Genomic DNA, 23,279 nt, shown 5'->3' on the forward strand with positions numbered 1-23,279 from the left:
TATGATACTACCGTTGCTTACTACTGCTTACAAACTTAATGAAGTTTTATAATACTGTCGGGAAATTTGCTGCGAAGTCGAGATCCGTGCTTCTGCTCCATCACAAATATCAAATCCGCCCAACCGAGCAAACCTTCCGTTACTCTAATTCTCGCACCTTTTTCGGTTCCAGCCGATCGCACGCTGTACCCGCTAATTTTCTCGCAGATATTCTCGGCCGTTAAACTGCGCCACTTATTCTGGCTGCACACAAACAATATCTTGATTTTATCCATCAGACACAGCTACAAAACTCTATTTTATCCGCGTTGATCTGCGGTTAAAAAGCTCGATCGACTTTTCCCCCGATCGCACTTTGCATATCACAACTACTGTATTTTGTCAAATTCGCCCAAATTTCCGTTACAATTCTTAAACCGTAAAATGCGTATTTTGCATAATAAATTGTATGTGTTGCATTTGGAAAATTGAAAATCTTACGATTTTAAAAGGTTTCAGGCTTAAAATCAAAAAATAGTCATAGCACCGCTTGAGTATCAGAATCCTATGATAGCTCAAACGTCGCAAATTCGTCAAGCAAATGAGAATGGAATCAATAGTCAAGGATGGTAATTTTCGGGGTTTTCCGAAAATGATTGAACATTTAAAACTAAATCATTTTTATTATTATTTTTGCTTATCAAAGTAGTGTTAGTTGTCCCGATCGCCCTCATCCCCAGAAAAATAGTAGATACACTCGAGCGAACTTGTCCGGCATTTGTTACAATTAAAATTAAACGAAGTCGTTATGAGTTCAATTAAATACCTATGACCAAGGAAACCGTAGAAAACCTAGTAATTATCGGCTCAGGCCCGGCAGGCTACACAGCAGCGATCTACGCGGGGAGAGCCAACCTGAAACCCGTAGTCTTTGAAGGCTATCAAAGCGGAGGCATTCCCGGCGGTCAACTGATGACCACCACAGAAGTCGAAAACTTCCCCGGGTTTCCCGAAGGCATCACCGGGCCGCAACTGATGGATCGGATGAAAGCTCAAGCAGTGCGCTGGGGTGCCGAGTTATACACGGAAGACGTAACTTACGTTGATTTAACAAAGCGGCCGTTTACAGTGCGATCGGAAGACCGAGAAATCAAAACCCACACCATAGTAATTGCCACAGGCGCGACTGCAAAAAGATTGGGTTTGCCTAGCGAGCACGTATTTTGGAGTCACGGCATTTCTGCCTGTGCGATTTGCGACGGCGCCACCCCAATTTTTAAAGGAGTAGATTTAGCTGTCATCGGCGCGGGCGACACCGCAGCGGAAGAATCTATTTATTTGACAAAATACGGCTCTCACGTCCATATGTTGGTGCGGCGCGACCAGATGCGCGCTAGCAAAGCCATGCAAGACCGAGTGCTGAGCAATCCCAAAATTACGGTTCACTGGAACACCGAAGCGCTGGATATTTTGGGAGAGCCAGGAGGGAAAATGGATGGAGTGAGGCTGAGAAATATTGAGACCGGTGCCGAGAGCGATTTGCTGGTGAAGGGTTTGTTTTACGCGATCGGTCACACTCCCAACACTCAGCTTTTCAAAGGTCAGCTAGAACTCGACGAACTAAGTTATATCGCGACCAAACACGGCTCGGTAGAAACCAGCGTCGATGGAGTGTATGCTGTCGGCGACGTGCAAGACCACGAGTTTCGTCAAGCCATCACTGCTGCCGGCAGCGGCTGCATGGGGGCGATGCTGGCAGAGCGCTGGCTGTCGTCGAACGGTTTAATGCAAGAATTCCACCAAGCCGAGGAATCCGATCGACCAGCAGCAGCGCCGTCCGCTCCCAAAGTCCGCAAAACCAGCGAGAACTTTGATATCAACGACACTCGCCACGAAGGAGGTTATGCTCTGCGCAAGTTGTTCCACGATAGCGATCGACTGATTGTGGTCAAATACTCGGCTCCGAGTTGCGGCCCTTGCCACAGTCTCAAACCGATTTTGAGCAAAGTAATAGATGAGTTCGACGGCAAAATCCACTACGTGGAAATTGACATCGAAGAAGACCCCGAAATTGCTGAAAATGCTGGCGTGATTGGTACGCCGACGATTCAGTATTTCAAAGACAAAGCTTTGGTGACTGAGCTTAAGGGAGTTAAGCCGAAAAGCCAGTACCGCGAGTTAATTGCTAGCAATTTGTAAGCTCGCGTCCGTAGAGGATAGCTGCGATCGGATTGGTTGGTAGTGAGGACGAAGAGTCCGCACCACAGAAGGACTCTTCGTCCTCACTACCAACCTGGTCGATGTTTGATAAAATTGTGACTGACGCCGATCGACCCGATTGCTCAGCAAAATCTACGCTTGGCGACTAGAAATCTACGCAGATACCCATCCCTAAGAAAGATAGTAAGACTCGTATTCTGAAAGTCCCCACCATTGCCGACAGAGCATGGCAACGCCTTGTTAGATACGCAGTGGAACCAGCTTGCTTGCGCGTTGCAACTTTCCATGGCAGGAGTGTCAATATAATTAATAATCAGCCAATTCACCTATGACATCCACCGAACCGATCGCCCCCCTAAGCTGGACACAACTACAAGAGCTCACAAACTTTCAAATCGATACCCTCAACGGCCCCACCAACGCTCAATCCCGCTTGCGCCTCTTCCGACAGCGCGAATCCGATGTCAGAGTCACGCTGTACCGCGATAATCATGCCTGGTGTCCCTATTGTCAGAAAATCTGGTTGTGGTTGGAAGAAAAACAAATCCCCTACCGCATTGACAAAGTTACTATGTTCTGCTATGGCGAAAAAGAAAACTGGTACAAGCGTAAAGTGCCGTCGGGAATGTTACCCGCGATCGAACTAGACGGCCGCATCATTACCGAAAGCGATGATATCTTAATCGCCTTAGAACAAGTCTTCGGCCCCTTGAGTTTGGGCATGAAAAACCCAGAAGTGATTCCCCTGCGGCGGCTAGAGCGACTGCTGTTTAGAGCTTGGTGCTCTTGGCTGTGCTACCCGGCGAGTTCAGCCGCACTAGAACAACACAACCGCAAGCAATTTATCAGTGTCGTCGCCGACATAGAAGCAGCACTCTCGCGCACGCCCGGGCCATATTTTCTGGATGAGTTTGGCACCGTAGATGTAATTTTTACGCCCTACGTCGAACGGATGAATGCCAGCCTTTACTATTACAAAGGATACTCGCTGCGGGAAGAAAACCCGCGCTTTGCAGACTGGTTTGCAGGGATGGAAAGTCGCCCCACCTATCGCGGCACTCAGAGCGACTTCCACACCCACGTCCACGATTTACCGCCTCAGATGGGCGGCTGCTATGAAAACGGCGAACCTCAGATGCTGCTCAACAAAGCCCGGGTAGATCACGGCCCTTGGGCCGGACTCCCGGATGTGATGTATCCAGAACCGGAAACCTCCCGCGCTGAAGCACTCGATCGCGTCATCAAGCATCGCAGCAACATTATTAAAGTCAATCCTGCTGAGGACAAGTTATTCGATGAGGCTTTGCGTTGTGCTTTAACTTTGATGGTGACTGGGGAAGTTTGTAAGCCTCCGGCTGGATCTGATGCAGCTTTGCGGTATTTGCGCGATCGGGTAAATGTGCCCCGCGATATGTCAATTTATGCGGCCAAACGGTTGAGGGAAAGCTTAGAAGAAACTGCGGCCCTCGCGGGCGACGGCCAAGGTGAGCCTATTCCCGTGAAGCACCGGCGGGATCAAAATCCGGCTAATTTTGTATAGGGAGGCGCGAAACGATCGTTGCTGCTGCTCTACTTCATAATTTTGCAATCTGGTCGATATTTCTGCTACCATTGGTATCTATCTCTTTGCCAGATGAGTTAGTGCGTTAGATTGACCGGCGTGTAGAAAATCGCAGTCGCCTAGTTGAGGTTTTATTCCAAGCGTGGCGCAAACAACAAGAACAGCAGGAAATGGTAAAAGCTTGTTTATTGCTGGATGAACTGAGTGATGAATTAACCGATGAGGATGAAGCATGGCAGCAAGCAGCGATTACCGACTGGGAAGCATCTGGCTCGATATTTAGAACTTGAAGAGTAGGGTAATTCAAAAATGAGGTTTAAGCCGATCGCACGGCCCTCGATCGATTCCACGAAAGAGCAAGACTTCAGATGCGATATTACTCCCAATAATATTCCCAATCATCCTGAAAAGCTTCCCGCAATCTCTGCATATACGCATCAGTCTTAATCTTCACCATCCACCGATTAGCATTCCCTTCGCCTTTGCACACAACACCTTCATTTACACTGTATTTGCCAGAACGAACATCATCCATAAACTTGGTGGTCAGTTTGTTGCGATAAATCACTCGTGCAATACTTAATTCGCGAAAATCCTCAATAAAGTGATCGGGAGCAACCATACCGCGATCGGTTTCCACATCAAAAAGAATCAGTTGTTTCGGATCGTCCTGTTTGTGCATTCCCGCAAACGATCGATCTCCCAAAAACTCTGTAAACACAGTAATTTCACCACAGTGATACTGTTCGTTCTCTCGAAATATAGACTCTAAAGGACTAGCAAAATCTCTCCTAAATATTTCAGGCGCTTCTTCTAAACCTGGATGTGCACCATTAAATTCTGCAATTCCCATATCATCCAATTCAAATCTACTTCGGCGCGTACCAAAAGCATACCAACCGAGTTCAACTTCCCACACCCAATGCAAGTTAGTACCATCGTATTTCTCAAATGCTATACATTGTTTATTAGGGCAATTTTTACTATCGGGAATTTTGGGGTAAGCAAGCTGAATTCGTGTCATATAAAGAAAGAAAGAAAGAAAAAAGAAGGAAAAAGGAAGAGAGAAGGACTCTTCGTCCTCACTACAAACTTTATTTATGCAGATTTTTAACAATTCCTCCCCCTCCCCTTCAGCTCTAAAAATCTCTCAGTTGAGCAGTTTGAACAACAATATCTTTCGTCAGAGAACCCCGCCGAACTTTCAGTTTCAAAATTTGACCGATTTGGCTATTTTCCACCAAATTTTGCAATTGTTCCGGTTGAGTCACTGTCTCGCCATCAATTTGAACGATCGCATCTCCTTTCCGAATCCCGGCTTTCTCGGCCGGCGTATTTGGCACAACTCGCATCACCAATACCCCTGTAACTTCCGGCACAATCAAAGGAGCATTGGGGTCTGAATTATTCTCTTTGGCCATTTCCGGAGTCAAAGCAATCATCTGAATCCCCAAAAACGGATGGCTGACTTGTTCTCCTTTGGCTAACTGGGCGTAGATGGCCTTGGCTTTGTCGATCGGAATCGCAAACCCAATACCCATTGCATCCGCCCGAATCGCCGTGTTGATGCCAATTACTTCTCCTCTGCTGTTTAACAGCGGCCCGCCGGAATTGCCGGGATTGATGGCGGCGTCTGTTTGAATGAAATCGAGCCGCTTGTCGGGAATCCCGACGGCTGCGCTGGAGCGTTTGAGCGTGCTGATAATGCCTAAGGTGACGGTGTTGTCAAATCCGAGCGGATTACCCACGGCGATCGCCCAATCACCGACTTTCACTGCATCGGAATCTCCCAGTGTTGCCACGGGCAAGTTTACTTGTTTAGTATTAATTTTGACAACCGCTAAATCTGTTACTTCGTCAGTACCTTGGACTTCTCCTGGAAAAGTCCGGCCGTCGTTTAAGGTGACAGTTACTCGATCGGCTTTGTCAACTACGTGAGCGTTGGTTAACACAATCCCGCTTTTGTCGATGATAAAGCCAGAACCTTGACCCCGCAAGCGTTCTTGTCTGGGGGTCAGGCTGCGCAAATCTTCTCCCATAAATCTGCGGAAGAAGGGGTCTTCCATTGCCGGATCGAGGTTGCGGGTGACTGTGCGCTCGGTATCAATACGAACTACGGCTGGGCCGACTCGATCGACTGCTGCTGTCACAAAACTGCTAGTATCTGTCCCCACCTGCGCCGGGAGTTCGGGGCTGCGCAGCGCTAAGAGTTGCCGGTTCTGAGCAATTGCTGGGAAAGTCTGGAACTGTACTTTCTGCACGGCTGTTTTGGGCTGTTCCCACAGGTTGGGCGGATTTTTGCCCTCCAACGCCTCCGCGAGTGCAGGATTGATAAACAGAGCACTCAGGGCGATCGTCATTGCTAAGATCGGGGCGAACCAGCGATCGCCGCTGCGGGGTGCAGGGCGACAAAACTTAAATAGTCGCATAGCGTCAATCTTGGTGAGTCTGGGTTATTCTGGTAAAGGTGTCCGATCGTTCGGACTCAATAATCTGTCTCTAAGTAAGTGGCTAACTAGGTTGCTAATTAGGTCGTAAATATATTTTGACAGTTACAATACACGAGTCTGGAACAAGCACAAACTCAACATATTCTCAATTCTAACTTGAAAATTTCGAGTAGTAATACCAGTCTCAAAAAAGAATGCAACGGCCCTACGGCGATCGCAAGCATTAACAAATCACTCAATCCCAATCTAAAATCCTTGGGCCCACCAGCGAAGACCTCAGTCTAAAACTTTTCCCCCAGCTACTTGTCCCCGAGGTACTCCCCAGAGTCCGCCTTTCAAGCAGTCGAAGCATCTCAAATCTCAAATCTCAAATCTCAAATCTCAAATGGTATAACTTCGATGATTCTATCTGATACTTCTACTGACAAATCCTTACCCTCAAATTCCCACCACCATCACGGCGATGAATCAGTCCACCCTCACCATCACGATGAAGAATCCATGCGGCGGTTGGTCAACCGCTTGTCTCGGATTGAGGGACACGTCCGCGGCATCAAAACAATGGTGCAAGAAAACCGTCCCTGTCCCGAAGTTCTGGTGCAAGTTGCTGCGGTTAGAGGAGCGCTCGATCGTGTAGCCAGAATCATTTTAGACGAACATTTAACTCAGTGCATTGCCAGAGCCGCTAAAGAAGGCAATATCGATACGGAAATAGAAGAGTTGAAAGCAGCTTTGGATCGGTTTTTGCCTTAGTCGGTGCCGAATTTTAAATACATTACTATATAGCAAGCAAAACCTGCAAATTAGACAAAACTTGCAAGTTATTACTGATGGCGCACTTTTTAATGCTGAGGATCTTTGACAAAGGCCGGAACAAAATTAACTCTTTCCCCCTCGCTCCCGTCACTAGAACATACATCATATATGCTCAGCAGCTTCTAAGAGCCATGGGGTTAATAAAATTAGTCACTTTGTCGTGACTGCGAGTTGAGTTAACAGCTTCAAAGGCTGACTGGCAAAAATTGGATGGCGATTTACCAGACCTAGTACCAAGTCTCTAAACTTTCGTTAGCTTGGCTTTTAGCTGGTACCTGACTGTTGCGTAAACGGCTTTATAGGAAGCCTCAATGCTGTATTCCTGCTGCAACCACTCTTGAATTTCTCCATAGGTTTTAAAGCCTTTTTGGGGATCGCTGAGGCGCATTGCCAAACTAGCACGGGCCAGAGGAGGAATTGCCGGCTTGCGGCCGCCGCTGTGCTTTGTTTCCAGAAGTCCTTCGAGTCCGTCGGAGCGGTACTTTCTCAGCCACCGCTGCACTGTAATTCGGTTGACCCCGATCGTCATTGCCAATTCTTTAACTGTCTTAACGTGACAAATTTTGAACAGGTAAAGTGCTTGAATTTTTTGAAATCCACTTGCCGTTTTTTGTTCTGTTAACAGGCTTTTTAGCTCTTCTGTTGTCTCTGCAATGCTCAGTCTACATACTCCAGCCATACCATTTACCTCACGATTCGCACTTTACAATAGCTTTGTTTTACAGCGGTGCCAAACCCGCTTTTCTCCTGACCGATCGCCTTTTACTTGCTAAGGATCGCAATATAAAAACAATCTCATCTCATTAAACTTGTTTTGTTCGGGACGCATTCAGATGTTCAGAAGCACGATCTTTTAACCTGGAGCCAAGGCTGCAACCAAGTATTTTGCTAAAAGAACCTAATTCTGAATATTTTTGTGTTGGATTGTAGCAGGGTCTTTGCTAATACTTATGTCAGTTAACCACCTACTGAAGCATTAACTACAATAGTTAAGTTTTCAGCAAAATCATTTATTCTGTTTTTGCTAAACATACATCATGGTTTTCCTGGTATTTCTTGGTAATTCTTGCTAAGGTCTTGATAATTTTTGATCCTTAGCTGCTAGCAGACTGGCTTGGTCTTGACACCAGCGATCGACATTTTACACATACATTCCCCTGTACCCCGAAATCTATTTCTAGCTTTGGGTGTGCGAGAAATCCTGGCACATCATCACTTTCATCAGCCTGAACAGGTTGCGCCGAGTGATGTTGCAACCGATTTTCCTGCCGCCAGCAAGTACCTGTGAAACTACTTGCTCGATCGCCAATCGAGTAAAACACGCTGACGGTGGAGTTGTCAATTTTTTGTCATCACAGTACCACTATCGGCTATTTTTTCCTGCCTGCCGTGATCGAAACGGTTATTTCTATGTGATCCTACTAACAATAATGAGTGATCTTTATCACACCAATCCTCAGTAAACTCAACTAGGTACAAAAAGTTATGGCTTCGATCGCACGAACCACCTAAAATTGTGTAATTTAGTTGCCCTGGGCGATCGACCTGGTTGTGAAAAATTTAAAAAATTAATTTTTAAGTAGAAAATTTTAAGGCAATTTTGTTCTTCACTCTCGCCAAAGGGTCAAGCAAAGTCTCGCACTTGGTGAGAATCTTTCAGCATTTAAAATATAAAATGACAGAAGATCCGGTGCAATCAGCTTGCCGAGAGTATTCTTCATTTAAAAGGTGTAGAGAAGCCAAAATGAACGTTGACGAACTGCTCAAGCTATACGCAACAGGAGAAAGAAATTTTAGCGGGGTCTACCTGCACGAAGTGTACCTCTATGAAGCAGAATTGATTGGAGCCAATCTGTCTGAATCCGACTTGATTGGAGCCAATTTATATAAAGCTAAACTCAATAGAGTCAACTTTAGCAAAGCCAATTTGTGCAAGATCAATTTGAGCAGAGCCGATTTAGGTGGAGCCGATCTCACGGAAGCACTTTTAGCTGAAGCTAACCTGTATCGAGCAGAGTTAATGGGAGCAAATCTTAGCAAAGCAGACTTGAGCGGAGCTTCCCTGATCCAAGCAACTTTAATTGGAGCTAACATCTCTCGGGCAACACTTTCGCGTGCAGACTTACACGGAGTCAATTTTTACGGAGTAAACTTGCGCAGGGCTGTCCTCACAGAAGCCGATCTAATTGGCGCAAATTTAAGCAAAGTAGACCTCAGCGGAGCAGATTTAATGGGGGCAAGCTTAATTAGGGCAGACTTGAGTGAAGCAATTTTAAGTGCATCAGACTTAAGCGGGGCAAACCTGCTAGGGGCTAACCTGACAAAAGTCAACCTCAGCGGAGTATATCTCAAGGGTACCACAATGCCCGACGGTACGATCCACGACTAATTAATCTGTTAAATTTTATGGTTTGCGAAAACCGCCGATCCAGGGTGACAATTTTTTTTGTTGCCCTAATTTATGGCAGCTAAATGTGTATTATATATTCGTTTTATTCAATTAACCGCTTGACAGTTAACCGCTTGAAAGTTGACCTGGAACAAAAGAAAAAAGAGGATTGAGGTAATTAATCATCTGATTTTAATTTCTCCCGGGATTCCGGCTTTCAACCAATTTTTTATGGTAAATTCCCAAACTAGAAGTATCTCTTCGGAGAACAAAAAAAAAGGGTTGTTTGCAAGCTGCGAGGTTCCGGCACAACAGATGACACTTGCATGGGATTGATTCACTGTCCGATCGGGAAATTATCTGCTTGCGGGCGTCCGATGTCGTGGGCTGAGGGCTCGGCTCCATCAAAAATTTATGCAATGCCACAGAATCAGGCTATATTTAGCAATATCTGGTATGTTGATTTTCAATTGCTTCGATAAAAGCTATTTTAGATTTACTATTTTGGATTTTGGACGGTTAAGATGAAACTCAGAATCCTCGCTGCTGCAACGGTGCTGAGCGCGATCGCCCCGATCGCACCTGCACGCGCCGAGAACATCCAACACACGCAACAATTACTCGCCACCCGACAGTGCCCCAACTGCGACCTCAGCAATGCTGGTCTCGTGTTAGCAAACTTAACAGGAGCCAATCTCAAAGGTGCTGACTTGAGAATGGCTAACCTCAGCCGAGCCAACCTCACCGGCGCAGACCTCAGCGGAGCCAACCTCACCGGCACAAGTTTGTTTGGCGTCAACCTGACGGGCGCCAACCTCAGCGGAGCCAACCTCAGCGGTGCTGACTTGAGAAACGCCTATCTCAGCAACGCCAATTTAACTGACACCAATTTAGCTAACGTCCAACTGCTGGGAGTTAGAGGAATGCCAACTAATATTGGCACCGCTGAAGATTTCTACCGCTTGGGAGTGCTAGAAGCTCAAGCGGGAAACTACAGAAACGCCATTGATTATTACAATCAAGCCCTGAATCAGAAATCGGACTTAGCCGCCGTTTATTTTGCGCGCAGTATGTCTCGGGCTGATTTGGGAGACTTCGCGGGCGCGACTCAAGATGCTGGAAGAGCAAACCAACTGTTTGCCGCTCAAGGGAATGCCCAAGGTCAGGAATTGTCAAAGCAATTAGTAGAAGCGATTGTGGTGCGCCAACAGCCAACTGAGCCCCGCACCGGGCGCGGGGACTTGATGAGTCTTCTCGGCTCGATCGGTTCGGTGCTGGTGAAGTTAATCTTGCCTTAGTCACAGTTACCTAATTCAGGGGAATTTCGATCGAGAACTCAGTACCCTGACCCGGTACTGAAATACACTTGATTACCCCTTGGTGTTTCTCAACTACAATTTGATAACTAATAGACAGTCCTAAACCCGTCCCCCGACCGACGGGTTTCGTCGTAAAAAACGGATTAAATATGTGAGAAATTAACTCTTTGGGGATGCCGTGACCGTTGTCGGCAATGCTAATTTTGACGTTTTTTTTCTCGATTATTTCGGTACGAATCCGAATGCAAGGAGATGGAAAATCTGGAATCAAACCCTGGGCGCTGGAATTTATATCTACTGTCTCGGCATCCAGTTTTTGCGAGCTTAAATATGTCGCCGCTGGACTGACCCCTATGGTATCAACATTCATAAATCGATCTATTTGTCCCATTTCTAGCGCATCCACGGCATTGCCGATCAGATTCATAAATACCTGATTGAGCGAGCTGGCATAGCATTCTACTAAGGGCAAATTGCCGTATTCTTTAATGATTTCTATGGTGGTGCGATCGGACTGGGCTTTGATCCGGTGCTGCAAAATCAACAGGGTACTGTCGATGCCCTCGTGAATATCCACACCTTTTTTTTCAGCTTGATCGAGCCGGGAAAAATTGCGCAAAGATACAACTAACTGGCGGATGCGCTCAACTCCTACCTTCATGGAACCCAAAATTTTGGGCAAATCTTCGGTAAGGAATTCTATCTCTATGGCTTCGGCACACTCGCTAATTTCTGGGTGAGGATTGGGGTAGTGCTGGCGGTAGAGTTCCACCAAGCACAATAAATCTTTGCTGTATTCGCTGGCGTGGGACAAATTTCCGTAGATAAAGTTAACGGGGTTATTAATTTCGTGGGCGACTCCCGCCACCAGTTGTCCCAAACTTGACATTTTTTCGGTTTGAATTAGTTGGGCTTGGGTATTGTGCAATTCTGTGACGGTTTTTGCTAACTGTTCGGCTTTGATGCGATCGGCTGCTGCTACATCGAGACTTTCTTGATAAAGTTCTGCTTGGTGAATGGCGATCGCAGCTTGAGCCGCCAAATGTTGCAGCAACTCTTGTTCTGTTGTGTGCCACATCCTCGGCCCGGAACACTCGTGAGCAATCAGCAACCCCCACAATTGGCTATCTTTGCCGATCGGCACAATTAAACTGCCCCTCACCTGAAATTTTTCCAAAAATTGGCGGTGACAGGGAGTTAAATCATCAGTATTAATATCATTAATTGCTCGCACCCGTCCTTCTCGATAAAAGCAGTCTGAGTCAGAGGGAAAGCAATCTTGTGGAGATTTGATCCCTAAAATTGACTGCCATTCACCGCGAACCGCTTCCACAACTACCTCGCCCTCTTGCACTGTGGAAAATTGGAAAATTACGGTGCGATCGGTATCCAACAAAACTCTTACTTCTCGGACAATAGTTTGCAGTATGGTTTTTAAATCCAAGGTGCTGCAAATTTGGTCTCTAACTCGCGTCAATACTCGAGCAAAGTCCAAGGATTTTTGCAATTGAGCAGTGCGTTCTTGAACTTGGCGTTCTAAGTTGGCATTCAGGGCTTGCACTTCTTGATAAAGAATGTACTGACCAATTGCCGAACAAAATTGGCTGCCGATCGCTAAAGCTTGCTCGATCTCCTCTGGCTTCCACTCGGGGGACTGACCTTTTTTGATTTCTCGCCAGACTTCAAAGGATTGTCTGGGAAGGATTTGTGCAGCGCTGGCGTCAAAGCGACCCGCCCAGATTTTTTCGGTATCAATTTCATTGCGAAAAATTGTCAAACAGCCGACTACTCGTTGTTGGTAGTAGAGGGGAATTACGAGCAAACCCCGAATTTGAGTTGATTGGAAAGCTGGAACTAAAACTCTAAATAGAGATTCTTTGTACAAATCTGTAATTATCCAAACTGGGAATTGGGAATTAAGAATTGGCAAATTCGGAATCTCTGGGGTATTTTTCCATCCTTTGGTTAGCCATTGCTGCCATAAGGGATGAGCTTCGATCGCACTAACTTTTTCCCAGTCGGGAAGTGTTGGTTGCTCGCCTGTAGCGAACAGTTCAAAGGTAGCATCGCCAGCAGCCATGGCAATAGAAACTTCTCGATCGAGCTTTGGGGCCGATAACTTTTCAGTGTTAATTTTGTTTTGGTTGAGATAGAGTCTGCCGCCGCTGCCGCCCAAAGCAGTGACAGCGGCTTCTAAAGCTTGTTGCAGTTGAATGTTAGCGTGACCGTACAATAAAGCTGCTATGCGGCTGACGGTGGCTTCGCGGGCGGCTTTACAACGGGTTTGCTGGAGCAGCAGCGAGTGGCCGATGGCATTGGACAATTGATCTGCTACGAGCTGAACTATTTCTAAATCGGTTGCTGAAATATTGCGGGGGGTGGAGTGGTGAGACACCAAAAGTCCCCACAGGTCTATGTGAGTTGCTTGACTGTTTCCTGGCTCGTATCTCGTCACGCACGCGGGGGCTTCGCAGCTTTCTGTTTCACTGTGGAGCGACGCGCTCCTGCGGTGCAAAATCGGCACTACGAAGGAAGATTGTACTCCCATTGCCATCAGGTAAGCTGTGTGACAAGGATCGAGAGATCGGTAGTGCATCTCTTGGGGTACTAAAAGTTGGCCCGTGTCTGCTGCATCGAGGGGACTCAGGACGATCGTCCCAGAGTTAACATCTACGATTGTCCGCTGGCGCATACGGACATACATCTCCCGGGCGTGGGGGGGGATATCGTCTGCTGGAAAGTGCAGGCCTTTCAACGAAGGGAGACGGTTGTTATTAATTGATTCGGCAACAACTTCTCCACTACCATCTGCACTAAACCTGTACATCATGATGCGATCGGTTTTCAAAAAAGAGCGTACTTCTGCTACCGTGCTGGTTAAAATATCTTCTAATTCTAGAGATTGGCGGATGCGTTCTGTTATCCGCCGCACCAAAATTTCTCGGTCTAGTTTATGATTTAATTCTTGTGTATTTTCTGTGAGTTGCATAAATCTCCTTTGGCAATTATGAGCGATAATAAGAATTTTTTTGTGGCTCAAGCGAGCGGATGCGCACTACATCAGCCTGAGTTATAGATGCAACCGAGCTTTACTGTTAATTGATGGTTCGCGGGTTAGAGACGAGGGTGTCTCGCCTTTAGTACCCTAAAAAACCCAAATCGGCGATCGTGAGGTGTATTCCTTGCCCTTAACAGACAGAGCTACTCAACCAAATAATAATTATTATTTTAATCCTCTTATAAATTTCTCGCAATCTTAAATTATTAGGAGCGGAATTATTTATTGTTATGATAACTTGACATTAGTTTGTATAACTTCATATAATGATAATTAACGTGAGTTTCCATCGACCCCCAGACGCTGAAAAATTTCGCTGCGCACGCTCATCATAATTTTACCCAAATGATTTTGACCTGTGCCGTCGCAGCCGCATCCCCAGTAGTAATCAGTAGGCGAATCCTCCACAATCAGTCGATCCCCTGTGGCGAGGAGAATAGCTTGAATGTCTGAATGAGTGAGAAACTTAGTTAAAACGGCTTCGCGCATAATCGCAAATTTGACAGATTCCCAATCATCGCGCATCCGGTGGCTTGGATCGCGACCTAATTTGGCTGCTTCTTGAGGAGTTGGTACGGCTCTAATTGCCGCCACTAATCTTCGATCGGGGCTACCGACAAATTTTTGGGCTTGATAGTAATGTTCGACAGTTAACCAATCTTGCCCGTGCAGGCAAATCTCGTGCGGCGAAAAATTGGAAAAGCAACCGTAAGGCTCCTCTACTTTATAAAAATAAATTATCATAATTATTTGAGATATTAGATTTTAAATTGTACAGGATTTATGCTTCATTCAGTTGACAGTTGAGGGCACTTGACAAAAGAAGTCAGAGGATTGGAATAATGAATCGTCTTTTTTAAATTTTTCCCTACAAGGGTTCGGGCTTTAAACCAATTGTTTCTGGTAACCTCCGTAACCTCTATAAAGTGGAGTACGCAGCGCGCACTTTACTTTATGTGGATTTTAAAATATTTCTTCTTCCCTGCTTCCTTCTTCCTTCTAAAACGGCATCAGCTTTTTAAGAGCGCGGTTAGCAATATCGGCATAACGCAATTCGCCGCACAAAATTTTGCTCATCAACGGAGTAGCACTCGTAGATTTGACGCCTGCTCTGTAAGCAGATCCAGTAAACTGATAGAATGGACGAGCCAAGCGACGGGCCCAAACCATATCACTTCCCCATTCTTCGGCGATCGCCTGAGTGTATTTTTCTAGGGCGTCGGCGGCACCTGAGAGAGCTCGATCGATCGCCCCAGCGGCTTTAAATCCGCTAAATATGCCTGGTCGAATCCCTTCACCGGTCAGGGGATCGGCGAGACTGGCTGCTTCTCCTACCAGCAGTGCGTTTTGGGAGTGCAATTGGCGATCGCCATCCCAAAGAGAAAGCGCGTGTTCCCTCACGTTGCTGACACTAACATCAGCACCGCACTTAGTGGCATAGTTGGTTAAAATTTTCTTCATATCTTTTGGCTTGTCACCGCGCATCGCAGCAATACTAAAAGAGTAGCCATCAGCTTTAGGGAAGCTCCAGATAAAACCTTTTTTAATAGTACCAAAATCGAAATTGAGCGAATCGCCTTTGATTGACCGAGTTTCGAGACTGGCGCCCAAACAGAGTTTTGGTTCTTTGAATCCCAGCCACTTAGTCATCGGCCCGCCCGCACCGTCAGCAGCAATCAAATACCGGGCGAAAACAGGTTCTGAATTAGTTTTAACTTCCCAGACAGAGTTATTAAATTCAATTCCTTTGACTTCTGTAGAATCTCTCAGTTGGGCGCCCTTTTTTTGAGCTTGTTTGATTAAATATTCGTCAAATACATCTCGCTTTACCATCCACATTGGCGAATCTACCTGAATTTGCACCGGGTCTTCCATTTTCCATGAGTAGCTAATTTTGTTAACTTTCATAGAAATAGTTGGCGTCAAGTCAAAATCCAGCCATTGGGCGATCGCCGGAGAAACACCACCGCCACAAGGTTTATTGCGCGGAAAAGACGCTTTTTCCAGTATCAAAACAGAACGACCCAGAAGAGCCAGATGATAAGCTGCTGTGCTGCCGGCCGGCCCTGCACCGACAATAATGCAATCAAATATTTTTGTCATTAGTCAGTTGTTAGTTGTCAGTTGTTAGTTGTCAGTTGTTAGTTGTTAGTTGTTAGTGGTCATTATTCAATTTTCAGTTGTGATTAGTTGAGTAACCTTGGGTACAGAAACGGGGGCATAAACCGCATTTCTTTGTTAAGACGATCCTGCATTTAGGACGGTTGATGTTATTAGTTATTAGTCATTTTACCTGATTTTTGAGTTGGCAACTAATGACGAATGACAAGGTTCCAGAGCCCTTAAGCTAGCACTAACAACTGACAACTGACAACTGACAACTGACCACTGACCACTAACAACTAACAACTGACCACTGACCACTGACCGCTGACTTCTAAACTGTCGTGATATCTTTCTCTTTCGATGCCAGAACTTCTTCTATTTTGGCAATGTACTTGTCAGTCAGCTTTTGAATTTTATCTTGCAAGTCTCGCGATTCATCTTTCGAGATATCGCTGCTTTTTTCTTGTTTGCGAATCGAGTCAACAGCATCGCGACGAATATTGCGAATTGCGACTTTACCTTCTTCGGCAAACTTCGCGGCCATTTTGACAAATTCTTGGCGTCTCTCGCTGGTCAGCGGCGGAATGTTCAAGCGAATTACTGAACCGTCGTTGTTAGGTACGAGTCCTACATCGGACAGGGAAATTGCTTTTTCGATTGAGGTCAGCGCTGTGCGATCGAACGGTTGAATGTTGATCGTAGTCGCATCCGGGGTGCCGATATTGGCAAGGGATTTGATCGGAGTTGGAGCTCCGTAATAATCTACCATGACTCGATCGAGCAGGGAGGCGTTGGCGCGTCCCGTCCTGATAGTATTAAAAGACCGTTGAGTAGCCTCAACAGCCTTTTGCATATGATCTTCTGATTCAGCTAACTTCACAAAATCCTCCGACAAGAGTTCCAATAGATTCTCCCATTACGGCGCGGTAGATGTTGCCCGAGACCGAGAGGTCAAATACCATAATAGGAATATTATTTTCTTTGCACAGGGCGATCGCGGTACTGTCCATCACTCGCAAGTCTTGGTTCAAGACGTGGGCGTAGGTGAGGCTTTGATACCTGCGGGCGTTGGGGTTGATGTGGGGGTCAGAATCGTAGACCCCATCTACCTTAGTCGCTTTAAAAATCACCTCTGCATCAATTTCAGCCGCCCGCAAAGCCGCTGTAGTATCAGTAGTAAAGAAAGGATTACCAGAACCGGCACCAAAAATCACTACCCGTTTTTTTTCGAGGTGGCGAATTGCTCGCCGTCGAATGTATGGTTCAGCTATTTCTTGCATGGCGATCGCCGATTGTACCCTGGTTGGCACACCTGCTTGTTCTAGTGCATCCTGCAAAGTGATAGCATTCATTACCGTAGCAATCATCCCCACGTAGTCGGCTGTTGCCCGATCCATCCCTGCCGAAGCTGCTTTCACGCCGCGAAAAATGTTGCCGCCGCCGACAACGATCGCGATTTGAATGCCTTCGGACACGACTTTAGCTACTTCCTGAGCGATCGACCCAACGACTACCGGATCGATACCGTAGCCCAAGCCGCCCATCAGCGCTTCACCGCTGAGCTTCAGCAAAACCCGCTGATAAACCATCCCCATGCCGCCACTATTTTTTTACTTCTGTTTGCCTCCACCATAAGATAGCAGCACGGGTGCATTTTGAACATCAATTGGCTGGAACAGGCTTTTGAGCTTGTTCCAGAACACCTAGGTGAGAACTGTTGAGAATCCGGCGCCCTTGCTAAAAAAACGCGATTTTTAGGCAAAATCTTCGTTTTGGGCGATCGACCTTCCAGCAGAAACCGAGTGTTTTCTCCCCACCGGCGTGAGAACTGCGGATTGAATTTATTCTTTGGGAACGAAATCAAGAGCAGCAGAATTCATGCAATAACGCTGACCGGTTGGCTTAGGCCCATCGTTAAATACGTGGCCGAGATGAGCATCACAAACAGCACACAGTACCTCAGTGCGGCGCATGAACAAAGCGTTATCCGCTTCATTCCTGACATTTTCTTCTTTAATGGGAGCGTAGAAACTCGGCCAACCTGTACCGGAATCGTATTTTGTTTCTGATTCAAATAGCTCTGTACCACAGCAAATACACTTATAAGTTCCGGGCTTTTTGTTGTCGTGATATTCGCCGCTAAAAGCTCTTTCTGTGCCTTTTTTTCTGGTTACTTTGAACTGTTCTGGCGTGAGTTGCTGTTGCCATTCGGCGTCGGTTTTCTTAACTTTGTCTGTCATGGTTTAATGTTTGGAGTAGATGAAAGAATAAGACCGAGCGGTTGAAACCGCGTCTACACAAACAAAACCCGCCTCCGCGGGTTGAAGACCAAGAAGACCGGGCGGTTGAAACCGCGTTTTATCTTCAGTCCGCGGAGGCGGACATTGTTTGTGTAGGCGCGGTTTCAACCGTACGTCCGATATTCGTTTTTATAGGCGCGGTTTCAACCGTACGTCCGATCTGATTAACTCATGGCTCCATTAATATTAACCTAATTGGCTCCAAATGAACATACCAGGGAAAAGGATTGTCTTTGATCGCCCGCCACTTTTCTTTGAAAAGTTCAGCTTGCAAGTGATAATCTTGGGAATCCTGGGGAGGCGAGTGCAACTTGAGATATAATGTCACCCGGTGGGGAGTTTCCACCGTTGAGGCGATCCAACAAGCAAAAGTATTTTCGCGATCGCACGCGCTAACAAAACTGATTTGATGAGCCCGAATTCCCACAAAAACTAGAGAGTTGGGAATTGGTTCGACGACAGTCAAAGTGCAGCCCCAGTCGATCGCCTCCACGAGAGTTACGGAGATCGGTTTAGCAGCACAGAAGTTCTTACAGCCGGTCAACTGGGCGACGGTGAAGTTGCGAGGGCGATCGAAAATGTTCTGTTTGGTATCAAAGGATCTCGCACTTCCATCAGCCAAAACCAACAGATTCTCGCACACCCGGTAAACCTCCTCTAAATTGTGGCTGACAAACAAAGTAATACCCCGATAGTTAGCCAGAGTCTGCATCAACTCCCGTTCCAGTTGACTCCGCAAGTGCGTATCCAAAGCCGAAAACGGTTCGTCTAACAGCAGTAAATCGGGACAACTGGCGATCGCCCTCGCCAAAGCCACCCGCTGCTGCTGGCCACCCGAAAGTTCGTGAGGATAGCGGCTTTCCAGTCCCGACATTTGCACCGAAATTAACTGTTCTTTGACTCGAAGTTGTTGCTCGCTTGCCGATAAATGCTGCAACCCAAAGGCAATATTTTCCGCCACAGTCAAGTGCGGAAACAAAGCATAGTTTTGAAACAAAAAACCTATTTTGCGGTCTTTAGAAGGCACATTAATGCCCTGTGCGGAGTCAAATAAAACCTTACCATTGACTGCAATTTTACCGCTACTTGGAGTTTCCAAACCAGCGATACATCGCAGAGTCATGCTCTTACCAGAACCCGACGCACCCAAAATTCCCAGCACTTCCGGGCCGATATCGAAGCCGACATTTAAGGCAAAGCCAGAAAGAGGTTTAAAAATATTTAAAAATAGTCCGTTTTTCAGTTGATTATTTTTTTTATTTTTGCTGTCACTATAGTTAGCTGAATTTGCAACATTAGAATGTAGTTTATCTGGAAAATCTAAATAAATTGGAAAATCGGCATCTTGCCCGTCCCGAATATGACCGTGAACCACATTTATAGATGACTTAGAAGTGCGATATTTTAAATTTGATTTAGGCGAAATTCTTTGTAAATCAGTCCAATAATTAACAGCAGTTAGGACGCTCAAAGCAAGACTGAGCACAATCAAAACCCAAATACCAGCTTGCCTCATATCGCCAGATTCCACAGCAAAATAAATTGCCATCGGGATAGTTTGAGTTTGTCCCGGAATATTCCCAGCTAACATCAACGTCGCGCCAAATTCACCCAAAGCGCGGGCAAATGCGAGAATAGTTCCTGCTAGAATTCCCGGCCACGCTAGAGGTAGCATAATCCGCCAAAAAACCGTCCATTCGGAAGCGCCTAAAGTGCGGGCTGCATTGAGAAGATTGGCGTCAATTTGCTCAAAAGCCCCCAAAGCAGTTTTGTACATTAGGGGAAATGAGACGACGGTGGCTGTAATGACGGCGGCTTGCCAAGTGAAGATGATTGTTAAGTCGAATTTTAGCAACAATTGACCGATCGCGCCATTTCTCCCAAACAGCAGCAGCAACAAGAATCCGATTACTGTGGGCGGCAAAACTAAGGGAGAGATGAAAATGCCTTCTATCAGGGCTTTACCTCGAATGCGGGTTGAAAGCATCCACCGGGCGGCGGCGATTCCGAGAAAGAATGTAAGGAATGTGGCGATGGCGGATGCTTTTAGGGATATCCACAATGGAGATAAGTCGAATTCCATATTTGGGATTAACTATCGCAGTCTTATCTGATTTTTGAATGAGATTTTTTTTTAACGAACCGCGAAGACGCTAAGGGCGCTAAGGAAGAAAGAGAAGGAAGAGAATAAACTGTAGGGGCGGTGCCCGGTGCCGGTTCTCTTTCTCCGGGTTTGTGACAACTCCTACGCCAACTGAGTACAGTATGGTGTAGGCGTCTTTGCAGCCCGATGAAGGGTGTGCAAAATTTCCTTCGCGGTACTATCATCTATAGTTCCTACTACAGAAAGATTCCCGCCACGGCGTTTTATACTGGGGAAAATGTCCAACCCCAGTTTCTTTAAATTGATCGCCGCGTTCACGTCGCGATCTACCATTAAAGAATGTTGCTCATCCCAATAGTTTCGGATACCGCAATCGGTGAAAATGATTTCATTCCGATAGCATAAAACCATTGACGTGTAAGCAGGTTTTTGCGAAATTACTGCTGACCCAGCTTTTTCGGCTATGTATTCCAGCGTCTTGAAAAATTGACCAAACGCAGCATCCAACCAGGACTTATTCAGTCCTGATTTGGCTGATTGACCGTTTGGAAGATAAACCCCAGCATCATCTTGTTTGACTTTATTTCGTTTAGTCAAACCTTTTAAATTCAAATCTTCATAAAAAAAGAATTTAGCTCCCGACCTCACAAGCTTGTGAGCAGTCTTATAATGGAAATCTTGGCGATAACGAGCTATCTTCTGGTGCTGATGAGCTTCTTTTTTGGCTAGCTTGCGTCTAGCTTTAGAACCGCGCTTCCGTTTGTTTCGTTTCCTTGAAATGCGGTCTAACTTAGCTTGGTTTTTGCGAAGCGGTTTTAATGATGGTAGCTTCTCGCCTGAAGACGTTGCCAAGTAAACATCTTCATGAAGCACTGCATCCAAACCCATTGAATTATCCCAGCTTGGAGTAACTTTGTCAGGTACAAAGCTAGGGACAGAAGAGTCTTCCAGTATTAATTGAATGAACCAACCATCAGCCTTCCTGGTTACACTAGCTTGCTTAAGGGTAAATCCGTCGGGAATTGGACGGTGCGTCCGAACTTTTACGACCCCTAGTTTCGGCAATCGAATATAAATCCAATTCTTGCGAACCAATTTAATCCAATCGTTGTTAGCCGTAGAGAATGTCATTGTTCGGTAATCCGATTCAGTTTTGAATCGGGGTTTTCCCGATCGCCCACCTTTACTGTTTCCTACGATAAACCGTTCAAAAGCTTTGTCTACTCGCTTAGAAACATCTTGTAGGATGGTTGAATCTACCTGCTTAAAGTCCAACAGCTCGCCACTGTGGAAAACTTTCACCAAGTCTTTTTTAATGATTGGCAATTGTTGTTTTTGCGAGTAATAGTTTGGCTTCGCGCGGGGCGCAGAGATGCTAACAATCAACGGACAAGCATTCACAGTCGTGCGGTTCATTTCCCACCAGTCAAATCGATCACCTAACTGCCGATTGTACCAATAGCGGCAGATTCTCAACCAATGGTTGAGGGTTAACTTTTGATTGGTATCGGGATCAAACTGATACTGGTATGTTGTCTTCATTGCGTTACGACCTTTACGCTTTTATTAAGTACAAAAATACCAGAAAACACTACACCGTGTCAAGCAATTAAATAATTATATTAACAAACAAGATTAACTCATTAAATAAAGAGTTTGTTCGTCTCGTCATCCACCCGCCCACCTCTCAAAACATAGTTTTGAATTGGTTGACGGTGGAATCCTCACCTCACGCGCCTCTCATCCCACACTAATCGAAGCGATATAGTGTGGGGTTTCCCGTCTGGCTAGCTAATTAACGAGCTAAACCGAATCCGTATTTCTGAAATACTATTTTAGCGCGATCGCCCGCCAAGAACTCAACAAATGTTTTTGCCGCAGCCTGGTTGCGGCTGTTTCTGATGACTGCTAGGGGATAAACAATGGGCGAGTGCAAGTTTTCGGCGGCCGTTAGCTGTACAATTAGTTTGTCGGATGTTTTGGCGTCTGTGGTGTAAACTATGCCAGCATCAACGTTTTGGCTTTCGACAAATGTCAGCACTTGACGGACGTTATTTCCCAACACTAATTTAGGCTGAATTTGCTGCCACAATCCTAGTTTAGTTAGCATTTCCCGGGCGTATTGTCCGACGGGTACGCTGTTGGGTTCGCCGATCGCAATTTTCTTGATTTTGGCATCCGTCAACTGTTTAAAATCGCTCACAACTGCGCTATTTTTGGGAGAAATCAACACCAGGCGATTTGTTAGCAAGTTGCGGCGAGTCTCGTTAAGTAGCAAATTAGCTCGCTGTAAATCATCCATTTGTTTGGTAGCGGCGCTGAAAAATATATCTACTGGGGCGCCTTGCTGAATTTGTTGTGCTAGTCCCCCGGAAGCACCAAAATTATACGTAATATTCAGATTGGGATTGCTGGTTTGATAAACTGTCTTGATTTCTGTTAAGGCGGGCGAGAGGCTGATTGCAGCGGATACGGTTAAAGATGTGCGCTGCTGCGCTGTGGCGGCATTCCAATCGATCAGCAGTGCGATCGCCACAATTGCTGCAATAATTAAATTGAGAATAGGAGTTTTTTTTGAGTTCATCAGAAATAGTTGAGAATCTTTAATTTTGAATTACTCCGAAACCGATATAAAACTACCTTCTTCTTTCTCTTTCCTTGGCGCCCTTTGCGTCTTCGCGGTTCGTTAAATAATAGTCCGATAGAGACAAGACATTGCCCAAGGCGTGTCAACAACCAGCCTTAAAACCTTTGTATCTCTCGTTTATAGCAGAGGCCAGATCCCCCTAAATCCCCCTTAAGAAGGGGGACTTTGAGTGCTTTTTGCCCCCCCTTAAGAAGGAGACTTTGAGTGCTTTTTGTCTCCTCCTTAAGAAAGGGGAATTTGACCCTTTCTTGTCCCCCCCTTACCTTAAGAAGGAGACTTTGACCCTTTCTTGTCCCCCCCTTCTTAAGGGGGGCTAGGGGGGATCTGGTC

At 46.1% G+C, this 23,279-nt stretch carries 19 protein-coding genes; 5 read left to right on the forward strand and 14 right to left on the reverse strand.

Going from position 1 to position 23,279, the window contains the following annotated elements:
* Positions 1 to 35: 35 nt before the first annotated feature.
* Positions 36 to 275: a hypothetical protein gene (locus tag QT974_RS10245; protein ID WP_333468380.1), complete on the reverse strand. Its 240-nt coding sequence runs from the start codon at positions 273 to 275 to the stop codon at positions 36 to 38.
* A gap of 532 nt (positions 276 to 807) precedes the next feature.
* Between QT974_RS10245 and trxB the strand changes: the two genes are divergently transcribed.
* Together trxB and QT974_RS10255 are read left to right on the forward strand one after the other, a co-directional pair.
* Entirely contained in the window at positions 808 to 2,178 is a 1,371-nt protein-coding gene (gene trxB / locus QT974_RS10250; RefSeq protein ID WP_333468381.1) for a thioredoxin-disulfide reductase, read from the forward strand.
* Between the two features lie 349 nt (positions 2,179 to 2,527).
* A complete protein-coding gene (locus QT974_RS10255; protein ID WP_333468382.1) occupies positions 2,528 to 3,739 on the forward strand; it encodes a glutathione S-transferase family protein in 1,212 nt (403 codons plus the stop codon).
* A 397-nt stretch (positions 3,740 to 4,136) separates the two neighbouring features.
* Here QT974_RS10255 and QT974_RS10260 read toward each other — a convergent pair whose 3' ends face one another.
* The gene (locus QT974_RS10260) at positions 4,137 to 4,784 is read right to left on the reverse strand and encodes an RNA ligase family protein (RefSeq protein WP_333468383.1); all 648 of its coding nucleotides are present in this window, start codon (positions 4,782 to 4,784) and stop codon (positions 4,137 to 4,139) included.
* 115 nt (positions 4,785 to 4,899) lie between these two features.
* A complete protein-coding gene (locus QT974_RS10265; protein WP_333468384.1) occupies positions 4,900 to 6,189 on the reverse strand; it encodes an HhoA/HhoB/HtrA family serine endopeptidase in 1,290 nt (429 codons plus the stop codon).
* Positions 6,190 to 6,609: 420 nt separating this feature from the next.
* Between QT974_RS10265 and QT974_RS10270 the strand changes: the two genes are divergently transcribed.
* Positions 6,610 to 6,963, forward strand: coding sequence for a metal-sensitive transcriptional regulator (locus tag QT974_RS10270; RefSeq protein WP_293121816.1), 354 nt, complete (start codon positions 6,610 to 6,612; stop codon positions 6,961 to 6,963).
* A 304-nt stretch (positions 6,964 to 7,267) separates the two neighbouring features.
* Here QT974_RS10270 and QT974_RS10275 read toward each other — a convergent pair whose 3' ends face one another.
* Both QT974_RS10275 and QT974_RS10280 read right to left on the reverse strand, forming a co-directional pair.
* The gene (locus QT974_RS10275; protein WP_333468385.1) at positions 7,268 to 7,705 is read right to left on the reverse strand and encodes a helix-turn-helix domain-containing protein; all 438 of its coding nucleotides are present in this window, start codon (positions 7,703 to 7,705) and stop codon (positions 7,268 to 7,270) included.
* A 415-nt stretch (positions 7,706 to 8,120) separates the two neighbouring features.
* Positions 8,121 to 8,348, reverse strand: a complete 228-nt coding sequence (locus tag QT974_RS10280; protein WP_333468386.1) for a hypothetical protein — start codon at positions 8,346 to 8,348, stop codon at positions 8,121 to 8,123.
* A 353-nt stretch (positions 8,349 to 8,701) separates the two neighbouring features.
* On the opposite strand from QT974_RS10280, the gene QT974_RS10285 reads away from it, so the two are divergent.
* Positions 8,702 to 9,415 (forward strand): pentapeptide repeat-containing protein, encoded by a 714-nt coding sequence (locus tag QT974_RS10285; protein ID WP_333468387.1) that lies wholly within the window; start codon positions 8,702 to 8,704, stop codon positions 9,413 to 9,415.
* Positions 9,416 to 9,939: 524 nt separating this feature from the next.
* Entirely contained in the window at positions 9,940 to 10,713 is a 774-nt protein-coding gene (locus QT974_RS10290) for a pentapeptide repeat-containing protein (RefSeq protein ID WP_333468388.1), read from the forward strand.
* 10 nt (positions 10,714 to 10,723) lie between these two features.
* Here the strand turns inward: QT974_RS10290 and QT974_RS10295 are convergent, their stop codons facing one another.
* The 9 genes from QT974_RS10295 to modA form a co-directional block, all read right to left on the reverse strand.
* Positions 10,724 to 13,723, reverse strand: coding sequence for a GAF domain-containing protein (locus QT974_RS10295; protein ID WP_333468389.1), 3,000 nt, complete (start codon positions 13,721 to 13,723; stop codon positions 10,724 to 10,726).
* A 342-nt stretch (positions 13,724 to 14,065) separates the two neighbouring features.
* Complete coding sequence (locus QT974_RS10300) at positions 14,066 to 14,536, reverse strand: NADAR family protein (protein WP_333468390.1); 471 nt, start codon at positions 14,534 to 14,536, stop codon at positions 14,066 to 14,068.
* Between the two features lie 255 nt (positions 14,537 to 14,791).
* Entirely contained in the window at positions 14,792 to 15,886 is a 1,095-nt protein-coding gene (locus tag QT974_RS10305; protein WP_333468397.1) for a geranylgeranyl reductase family protein, read from the reverse strand.
* 343 nt (positions 15,887 to 16,229) lie between these two features.
* The gene (gene frr, locus QT974_RS10310; protein WP_333468391.1) at positions 16,230 to 16,778 is read right to left on the reverse strand and encodes a ribosome recycling factor; all 549 of its coding nucleotides are present in this window, start codon (positions 16,776 to 16,778) and stop codon (positions 16,230 to 16,232) included.
* The gene (gene pyrH / locus QT974_RS10315; protein WP_333468392.1) at positions 16,765 to 17,493 is read right to left on the reverse strand and encodes a UMP kinase; all 729 of its coding nucleotides are present in this window, start codon (positions 17,491 to 17,493) and stop codon (positions 16,765 to 16,767) included. The genes frr and pyrH overlap by 14 nt, the downstream gene beginning before the upstream one ends.
* Positions 17,494 to 17,739: 246 nt before the next feature.
* The gene (gene msrB, locus QT974_RS10320) at positions 17,740 to 18,138 is read right to left on the reverse strand and encodes a peptide-methionine (R)-S-oxide reductase MsrB (protein WP_333468393.1); all 399 of its coding nucleotides are present in this window, start codon (positions 18,136 to 18,138) and stop codon (positions 17,740 to 17,742) included.
* A gap of 229 nt (positions 18,139 to 18,367) precedes the next feature.
* Positions 18,368 to 20,281 carry a molybdate ABC transporter permease subunit gene (gene modB / locus QT974_RS10325; RefSeq protein ID WP_333468394.1) on the reverse strand — a complete coding sequence of 638 codons (1,914 nt, stop codon included), beginning with the start codon at positions 20,279 to 20,281 and terminating at the stop codon, positions 18,368 to 18,370.
* A 162-nt stretch (positions 20,282 to 20,443) separates the two neighbouring features.
* Positions 20,444 to 21,844: an RNA-guided endonuclease InsQ/TnpB family protein gene (locus QT974_RS10330; RefSeq protein WP_333468395.1), complete on the reverse strand. Its 1,401-nt coding sequence runs from the start codon at positions 21,842 to 21,844 to the stop codon at positions 20,444 to 20,446.
* 253 nt (positions 21,845 to 22,097) lie between these two features.
* Entirely contained in the window at positions 22,098 to 22,886 is a 789-nt protein-coding gene (gene modA / locus QT974_RS10335) for a molybdate ABC transporter substrate-binding protein (protein ID WP_333468396.1), read from the reverse strand.
* Positions 22,887 to 23,279 lie beyond the last annotated feature (393 nt).

Origin of the sequence: Microcoleus sp. BM001215392 (genome assembly GCF_036700185.1) — a bacterium.
Lineage (GTDB): Bacteria > Cyanobacteriota > Cyanobacteriia > Cyanobacteriales > Microcoleaceae > Microcoleus.

What these genes read in the sequence shown, in the direction of transcription:
- QT974_RS10245 (WP_333468380.1), bottom strand. Translation starts at nt 275, where the DNA reads ATGGATAAAATCAAGATATTGTTTGTGTGCAGCCAGAATAAGTGGCGC.
- trxB (WP_333468381.1), top strand. Translation starts at nt 808, where the DNA reads ATGACCAAGGAAACCGTAGAAAACCTAGTAATTATCGGCTCAGGCCCG.
- QT974_RS10255 (WP_333468382.1), top strand. Translation starts at nt 2,528, where the DNA reads ATGACATCCACCGAACCGATCGCCCCCCTAAGCTGGACACAACTACAA.
- QT974_RS10260 (WP_333468383.1), bottom strand. Translation starts at nt 4,784, where the DNA reads ATGACACGAATTCAGCTTGCTTACCCCAAAATTCCCGATAGTAAAAAT.
- QT974_RS10265 (WP_333468384.1), bottom strand. Translation starts at nt 6,189, where the DNA reads ATGCGACTATTTAAGTTTTGTCGCCCTGCACCCCGCAGCGGCGATCGC.
- QT974_RS10270 (WP_293121816.1), top strand. Translation starts at nt 6,610, where the DNA reads ATGATTCTATCTGATACTTCTACTGACAAATCCTTACCCTCAAATTCC.
- QT974_RS10275 (WP_333468385.1), bottom strand. Translation starts at nt 7,705, where the DNA reads ATGGCTGGAGTATGTAGACTGAGCATTGCAGAGACAACAGAAGAGCTA.
- QT974_RS10285 (WP_333468387.1), top strand. Translation starts at nt 8,702, where the DNA reads ATGACAGAAGATCCGGTGCAATCAGCTTGCCGAGAGTATTCTTCATTT.
- QT974_RS10290 (WP_333468388.1), top strand. Translation starts at nt 9,940, where the DNA reads ATGAAACTCAGAATCCTCGCTGCTGCAACGGTGCTGAGCGCGATCGCC.
- QT974_RS10295 (WP_333468389.1), bottom strand. Translation starts at nt 13,723, where the DNA reads ATGCAACTCACAGAAAATACACAAGAATTAAATCATAAACTAGACCGA.
- QT974_RS10300 (WP_333468390.1), bottom strand. Translation starts at nt 14,536, where the DNA reads ATGATAATTTATTTTTATAAAGTAGAGGAGCCTTACGGTTGCTTTTCC.
- pyrH (WP_333468392.1), bottom strand. Translation starts at nt 17,493, where the DNA reads ATGGGGATGGTTTATCAGCGGGTTTTGCTGAAGCTCAGCGGTGAAGCG.
- msrB (WP_333468393.1), bottom strand. Translation starts at nt 18,138, where the DNA reads ATGACAGACAAAGTTAAGAAAACCGACGCCGAATGGCAACAGCAACTC.
- modB (WP_333468394.1), bottom strand. Translation starts at nt 20,281, where the DNA reads ATGGAATTCGACTTATCTCCATTGTGGATATCCCTAAAAGCATCCGCC.
- QT974_RS10330 (WP_333468395.1), bottom strand. Translation starts at nt 21,844, where the DNA reads ATGAAGACAACATACCAGTATCAGTTTGATCCCGATACCAATCAAAAG.
- modA (WP_333468396.1), bottom strand. Translation starts at nt 22,886, where the DNA reads ATGAACTCAAAAAAAACTCCTATTCTCAATTTAATTATTGCAGCAATT.